Origin of the sequence: Noviherbaspirillum sp. (assembly GCF_035654295.1) — a bacterium.
Taxonomy (GTDB): domain Bacteria; phylum Pseudomonadota; class Gammaproteobacteria; order Burkholderiales; family Burkholderiaceae_D; genus Noviherbaspirillum.
Genome location: NZ_DASRXF010000158.1, coordinates 1 through 6,964, shown reverse-complemented (window position 1 = coordinate 6,964; position 6,964 = coordinate 1). Strand labels below are relative to the sequence as shown.

Here is a 6,964-nt window from a genome sequence, read left to right as displayed (position 1 = left end):
CATCGACGACATCCGGCGCGCCGGCGACGCGCTGCGGCGCAGCCAGGAAACGGTCAGGCTCGCAACGGAACTCACCAACCTTGGCCTGTGGGAGTTCTACACCGAGACCGGGGAACTGGTATGGGACGAAACCAACCGCCGCAACTATGGCGTGCCGCTCGAAGGCCCGGTGGATTACGACACCTTCATCGCCCGCATCCACCCCGACGACCGTGAACGCGTGGACCGTGTCGCGCGCAAGCTCACCGCGCCCGGCAGCACCGGCCGCTTCTTCACCGAATACCGCATCATCCGCGCCAACGACGGCGCGGAGCGCTGGGTCAAGGTCAACGGCGAATCGCTCGCCGACAATGAGGGGCGCACCCGCTTCGTCGGCACCACGCTCGACATCACCGAATCCAAGCTGGCAGAGCAGCGCGTGCGCCATGCATCGCAGCGCGACGCACTGACGGGCCTGCCCAATCGCGCGCTGCTGTTCGAATATTGCGACCACCTGCTGGCCATCGCGCAGCGCACGCGCAGCAGCGGCGCCCTGCTGTTCATCGACCTCGACCGCTTCAAACCCATCAACGATACCTACGGCCACGGCATCGGCGACCAGGTGCTCAAGCAGGTGGCCAAGCGCCTCAATGCATGCACACGGCAGGAAGATATCGTCGGCCGCATCGGCGGCGACGAATTCGTCGTCGCCCTGCCGCATCCGGACGATGTGCACGGGCCCGCCACGGTCGCCCGCAACATCGTGGAGCGGATCAGCGAGCCCTACCACATCGCCGACCTGCAGCTGCATTTGTCGCCGTCGATCGGCATCAGTCTGTATCCACGCCACGGTACCGATCTGGACACGCTGATCAAGTGCGCCGACACCGCGATGTACGAGGCGAAAAAGGCCGGCCGCAAGCGCTACCGCTTCTACAGCCCGGCCCTCGACCAAGGGGCGGACCAGCACATCCAGCTCGAACTGCGGCTGCGCGACGCCATCGAGCGCAGCGAATTCCGGCTGCTGTACCAGCCGGTGATGGACCTCGGCAGCGGCGCCACGACCGGGGCCGAAGCCCTGCTGCGCCTGCCCATGCCCGACGGCGGCATGCTCGTGCCTTCACAGTTCCTGCCGGCAGCCGAAGCCGCGGGCCTGATCAACCGCATCGGCGAGTGGGTGGCGCAGGAGGCATGCCGCCAGCACCAGGAATGGCGCGAAGCCGGCCTGCCTCCGATCAGCATTGCCATCAACGTCGCCCCGCAGCAGTTCCGCCAGCGCTCCTTCATCCGCTATCTTGCCAACAGCGTCGAGCGCAGCGGCATGGATCCGTCCTGCCTGCAGATCGAACTGAAGGAAAGCTCGGTGCTGGAGGACGTGCACGAAACCATCAGCGCCTTGGAAGAGATCCGTGCCATCGGCATCCGCGTCGCGCTCGACGATTTCGGCGTCGGCTATTCCAGCGTGCGCCTGCTCAGCAGCCTGCCGATCGATGCGCTCAAGATCGACCAGTCCTTCGTCAGCCGCATCGGCCACGACGCAAAGAGCCAGGTCATCGCCGATACCGTGCTGGCCCTCGGCCGCACGCTGAACCTCCAGGTCGTCGGCGAAGGCATCGAATCGGAAGACATCGTCGACTACCTGCGCGGGCATGGCTGCGACCAGGCGCAGGGCTACTACTTCAGCGGCCCGCTGACCGCCGACGAGTTTGTCTCCTGGTTCCAGACCGCGGAGCCGGAGAGGCAGGCCATGCATTGAGCTGGCGCAAGTCCGGACGCGGTACTTTCTGAAGAAACAGCTTGACGCGATCCGGTGCCAATGTTTTCCTCACGACATCCCGTTCTGCTGCCGGTGCGCCGGCGCCACGCCCATAACAATACATGCGCATCCGAACCCGCCTGCTGCTGCTGGTGCTTGCCGTGCTGGTGCCTGCCTTCCTGGTGGCCGGCGTCGGCATTGCCTACCTGTACTCGGAAGAGCGCGAATTCCACCGCGAAAATATGCGCGAGACGGCGCGCGCCGTCGCGCTCGTGGTGGACAAGGAAGTCGCGCGGCGCGAAGCCTTGCTGCACGCGCTGGCCGGCTCGCCCGCGCTGGACCGCGGCGAGTTCGAGCGTTTCTACCGTCACGCCCACGCCCTCGCTGCGGAACGCGACGTCGCCATCATCCTGCACAAGACGAACGGCGTAGACCAGATCATCAACACCCGCCTTCCCTACGGCGCGCCCCTGCCGCCGATGCTGCCGGTCGCGCAAAAGTTGCGCGCCCAGTACCCGCCGGAGGCCACCGTTGTCACCAACCTGTACAAGCCGCCGGTGGGAAAGGGCGACAGTTTCGGTATCCAGGTCCCCGTCATCCGCGATGGCAAGGTGCTGTACTACCTCGTGATGGGATCCTATGTGAAGCAGCTGCAGGCCGTATTCGACGAACAGCGCTTTCCGCAGGAATGGCTGGCCGGCATCGTCGACCGCGACGGCACCCTGCTCGCGCGCAACAAGGAACCGGAGAAGTTCGTGGGCAAGCCGGTGCGCGAAGACTTCATACGCGCAATGCGCACCGAGGACGGATTCCACGAAGGCATGACCCTGTCCGGCATTCGCGCCACCGCCTTTTTCAGCCGCGCGCCGAACTCGGGCTGGACCTTCTTCGTCAGCGTCCCCGACAGTGTCCTCAGGCGGCCGGCGGAGGAAGCGGCGCTGCTGATGACAGGCATTGCGATGGCCCTGTTCGCACTGACGGCGATCGCCGCTGCCGCGGTCGCACGCCGCACGGCCCGGTCGGTGGAATCCCTGCGGCGCGCCGCCGAGCGTCTCGGGCACGGTGAGCAGGTCGAGCTCCACCACACCGGCACACTCGAGATCGACGCCGTGAACGCCGCCATCGTGCAGGCGGGCGAGGACATCCGCAGTGCCCGCACTGGCCTTGAACAACGCGTCGCCGAAGCCGTGGCCTCGGCCGAGCGCTCGCAGCGCGCCCTGCTCCAGGCACAGAAGCTGGAAGCGCTGGGACGGCTCACCGGCGGCATCGCGCATGATTTCAACAACGTGCTGCAGACGCTGACGACCGGGCTGGAACTGGCCCACCTGCGTTCCACCGAACCGCTTGCGAGGTCCGCACTGGAGTCCAGCAAGCGAGCCGTCGAGCGGGCCTCCGAACTGACCCGTCAGCTGGCCGCTTTCGGCCGCGTGCAGGATGCGCGCCTGGAAACCATCGAACCGCACCGGCAATTGATGGAGATGATTCCGCTGTTGCGCAGCGGCCTGCGTGCCGACATCGACTTCCGGCTCGATGTGCCGCAAGCGCTATGGCCGGTGACGGTGGACCCGCTGCAGTTCGAGCTTGCGCTGCTGAACCTGACCATCAACGCCAGGGATGCCATGCCCGACGGCGGCGTGCTGCAGCTGCAGGCGGCCAACGAAACGCTGCCGCGGCACACGGGCGAGCTGGAGCCGGGAGATTATGTGCGGTTGACGGTGGCCGACAACGGCGAAGGCATGTCGGCCGACGTGCTGGCCAAGGCGCTCGACCCCTTCTTCACTACAAAGAGCGTGGGCAAGGGCTCCGGGATGGGTCTGCCGCAGGCCTACGGGTTCGCGCGGCAGAGCGGCGGCCTGCTCGTCTTGCGCAGCCGGCCAGGGGAAGGCACCCAGGTGGTGATCTACCTGCCGCGCTCCGAACGAACCGCCGAGCCGCGCCGCTCCCCCAGGCAGGCACCCGTGCCGCGCGCGCGGCGGGAAATGGTGCTGTTCGTGGAAGACGATCCGCTGGTGCGCAATGTCATGCCCCCCGCGCTGCAGTCCGCCGGATTCCGCGTGCTATGCGCGGCCGATGGCGAGCAGGCGCTGCGCGTGCTCGAAACCGGCGAGCACATCGACCTGCTGTTCACCGACATCGTCATGCCCGGCACCATCAACGGAATCGATCTCGCGCAGCGCGTGCGCAACCGCTACCCCGACGTGCGCGTCGTCCTCGCCACCGGCTATACCGAACAGCGCGTGCAGATTCCGGGCGTGCGCACCCTCGCCAAGCCCTACGGTGTCTCGCAGGCGGTGGGCGCCCTCCTCGAGGCACTGGCGTAAAAAGCCTGTCATCAAAACTTCATCCGCCTGTCACGGTAGCGTCATGCATGCGCCGTAGCATGCCGCCGGTGGACAAGTTCCTTCATTTCTCCGGAATCGACATCGTGAGTCCCGACATCGTCATCGTGCGAGACGGCGACGCCTATCGCCTCTTGCACGGCCACCTGCGGCTCGCCAACGTGCTGCGCGCGGCGGACGAGATCGAAGTCGAAGTCCGCGGTGAAGGGATGGTCAAGGTACGCAAAACCGGAAACGGTTACGTGGTCGCCCGCGACGCACGCAGGCTGCCGCTCTACCGAGACTGAGCCGCCGTCCACAGGGCAGAGACAACATATTCCAACAAGGACCGACGCAATGAACGACCTCACCAGGCAAGACCTGCTGGCCGAACCGGAAGATATCGGCACCAACAATTCCAGCAACCCGAGCTTCGACAGCGTGCTGCAGGCCCGCCTGAGCCGCCGCTCCCTCCTCAAGGGCAGCTTCGGCCTCGCCACCACCGCATTCTTCGGCGTCGGCCTGAGCGCCTGCGGCGGTTCCGGCGACGCCACGGCGGCAGCCCCCGCGACCGACAACAAGACGCTCAAGCTGAACTTCAACGCTGTCGCCAAGAGCGTGGCCGACGCGCTGTCCGTACCGGCCGGCTACACCGCCACCGTGCTGTATCGCCTCGGCGACCCGATCGCGGCAAGCGTGCCCGAATACCGGAACGACGGCACCGATACCGGCGCATCGTTCGCCCAGCGCGCCGGCGACCATCACGACGGCATGCACTACTTCGGCCTCGGCGCCGACGGCAAGTACAGCGCGAGCGCCAGCGACCGCGGCCTGCTGGTGATGAACCACGAAGCCATCACCCCCGCCTACCTGCACAAGGATGGCGTCACCATCGACGGCACGCCGGTCAGCAAGTATCCCACCACGATTACCACGGCGATGACACGGACCGTCGCCGACGAAGTCATCAAGGAGATGAACGCCCACGGGGTCAGCGTGATCGAAGTCGCCAGGAACGGCAGCAGCGTCAGCTACAAGAAGGATTCATCCTTCAACCGCCGCATCACCACCTTCACCGACATGGCCCTCTCCGGCCCGGCGGCGAAGACGGCATACATGGTCACCGCCTACTCGCCCGACGGCTCGAAGACGCGCGGCACCATCAACAACTGCGCCAACGGCTACACGCCCTGGGGCACCTACCTGACCTGCGAAGAAAACTGGGCCGGCTACTTCCGCCGCATCACCGCCGCCGACAACCCGAACCGCAGCGCAAAGGAACTCGCTTCCTTCGCCCGCTACGGCGTGGCAGGCACCGGCCGCGAACTGTGGGCGACGGTCGTCGCGACCGACCCGGCCGACACCTCGTTCACCCGCTGGAATGCGATGAAGACCGGCACCTCGGCCGACGGCAGCGACGATTTCCGCAACGTCGCCAACACTTATGGCTGGGTAGTCGAGATCGACCCGTTCAACCCGAGCTCCACGCCGAAGAAACGCACCGCGCTCGGCCGCTTCGCGCATGAGGGCGCATGGCCCGGCCCGGTCGTGCCGGGCAAGCCGCTGGTCTGGTACATGGGCTGCGACTCGCGCAACGAATACATCTACAAGTACGTATCGAACGCTGCCTGGGACCCGGCCGATGCAGGCAAAGGCATGGCCGCCGGCGACAAGTACCTCGACGACGGCAAGCTGTACGTGGCGAAGTTCAACGCCGACGGCAGCGGCCAGTGGATCGAACTCAAGTTCGGCAGCAACGGCATCACCGCATCGAACAGCGCCTACGCCTTCGCCGACCAGGCCGACGTGCTGGTCAACACCCGCCTCGCGGCTGATGCAGCGGGTGCGACGAAGATGGACCGCCCGGAATGGGGCGCCGTCAACCCGGCCAACGGCGAGGTGTACATGACCCTGACCAACACCAACGCCTCCAGCCGCCCGGTGGGCGCGGTCGACGCCGCCAACCCACGCTTCTACAACGACCCGAAGGGCAGCGCCGGCACTGCGCAGAAGGGCAACCCGAACGGCCACATCGTCCGCTGGGCCGAGAACAACGCTGATGTGGCCGCCACCGGCTTCAAGTGGGACGTGTTCCTGTTCGGCGCTCGTTCCGGCGCCGATGCCGCCAACGTCAACCTGTCCAACCTGACCGCCGCCAACGACTTCTCCAGCCCCGACGGCCTCTGGTTCTCGCCGAGCACCGGCCTGCTGTGGATCCAGACCGACGACGGCGCCTATACCGATGCCACCAACTGCATGATGCTGGCCGCGGTTGCGGGCAAGGTGGGCGACGGTGCGAAGAAGACCATCAACAACGTCGACGGCACGACGAGCAAGGCTGTGGATACCTATGTCGGCGCGGCGCCGGGCGAGACCAACCTGCGGCGCTTCCTGGTCGGGCCGAAGGAGTGCGAAATCACCGGCATCGCCGAGACGCCCGACGGCAAGGCGCTGTTCGTGAACATCCAGCATCCGGGCGAGGATACTGCGCCGGTGTTCAGCAATCCTTCCAGCTTCGGCAGCCACTGGCCGGACGGCGGCAATGCGCGTCCGCGCTCGGCGACGATTGTGATCACCAGGACGGATGGTGGGACGATCGGGGGCGGGTTGGCTTGATGGATTGATGCGTGATGAGGGGCCGGCCGTTTTGGTCGGCCTTTTTTCTTTGGTGCTCTCTTCGGTGAAGCGGTTTCGGTCGTCACTCCGTTGGAGCTTGCCGGGACTCGCGCCGGCGGGCGACCTACTTTCTTTGCTTCGCCAAAGAAAGTAGGCAAAGAAAGGCGACCCTGTACCGCCGCCCCTTCGGGGTCCCCAAAAGAGCGGACGCAAAATCGGGAAGCGCAGAAACTCGCCTTCGGCTCAGACATCTGCGCTTCTTTATCCGATTTTGCGTCCGCTCTTTTGGCGTCGG

The 6,964-nt window shown here is 66.1% G+C and carries 4 protein-coding genes; all 4 read left to right on the top strand.

All coding sequences use genetic code 11. From position 1 onward, the window contains the following. Positions 1-1,735, top strand: a 1,735-nt coding sequence (locus VFF99_RS15670; protein ID WP_325019506.1) for a putative bifunctional diguanylate cyclase/phosphodiesterase, incomplete at its 5' end; no start/stop codon positions are given. A gap of 122 nt (positions 1,736-1,857) precedes the next feature. Then, positions 1,858-4,056, top strand: a complete 2,199-nt coding sequence (locus VFF99_RS15665) for a hybrid sensor histidine kinase/response regulator (protein ID WP_325019504.1) — start codon at positions 1,858-1,860, stop codon at positions 4,054-4,056. A 68-nt stretch (positions 4,057-4,124) separates the two neighbouring features. Beyond that, positions 4,125-4,361 carry a hypothetical protein gene (locus VFF99_RS15660; RefSeq protein ID WP_325019501.1) on the top strand — a complete coding sequence of 79 codons (237 nt, stop codon included), beginning with the start codon at positions 4,125-4,127 and terminating at the stop codon, positions 4,359-4,361. Between the two features lie 49 nt (positions 4,362-4,410). After that, positions 4,411-6,669, top strand: a complete 2,259-nt coding sequence (locus tag VFF99_RS15655) for a PhoX family phosphatase (protein WP_325019500.1) — start codon at positions 4,411-4,413, stop codon at positions 6,667-6,669. The last annotated feature ends 295 nt before the right edge of the window (positions 6,670-6,964 follow it).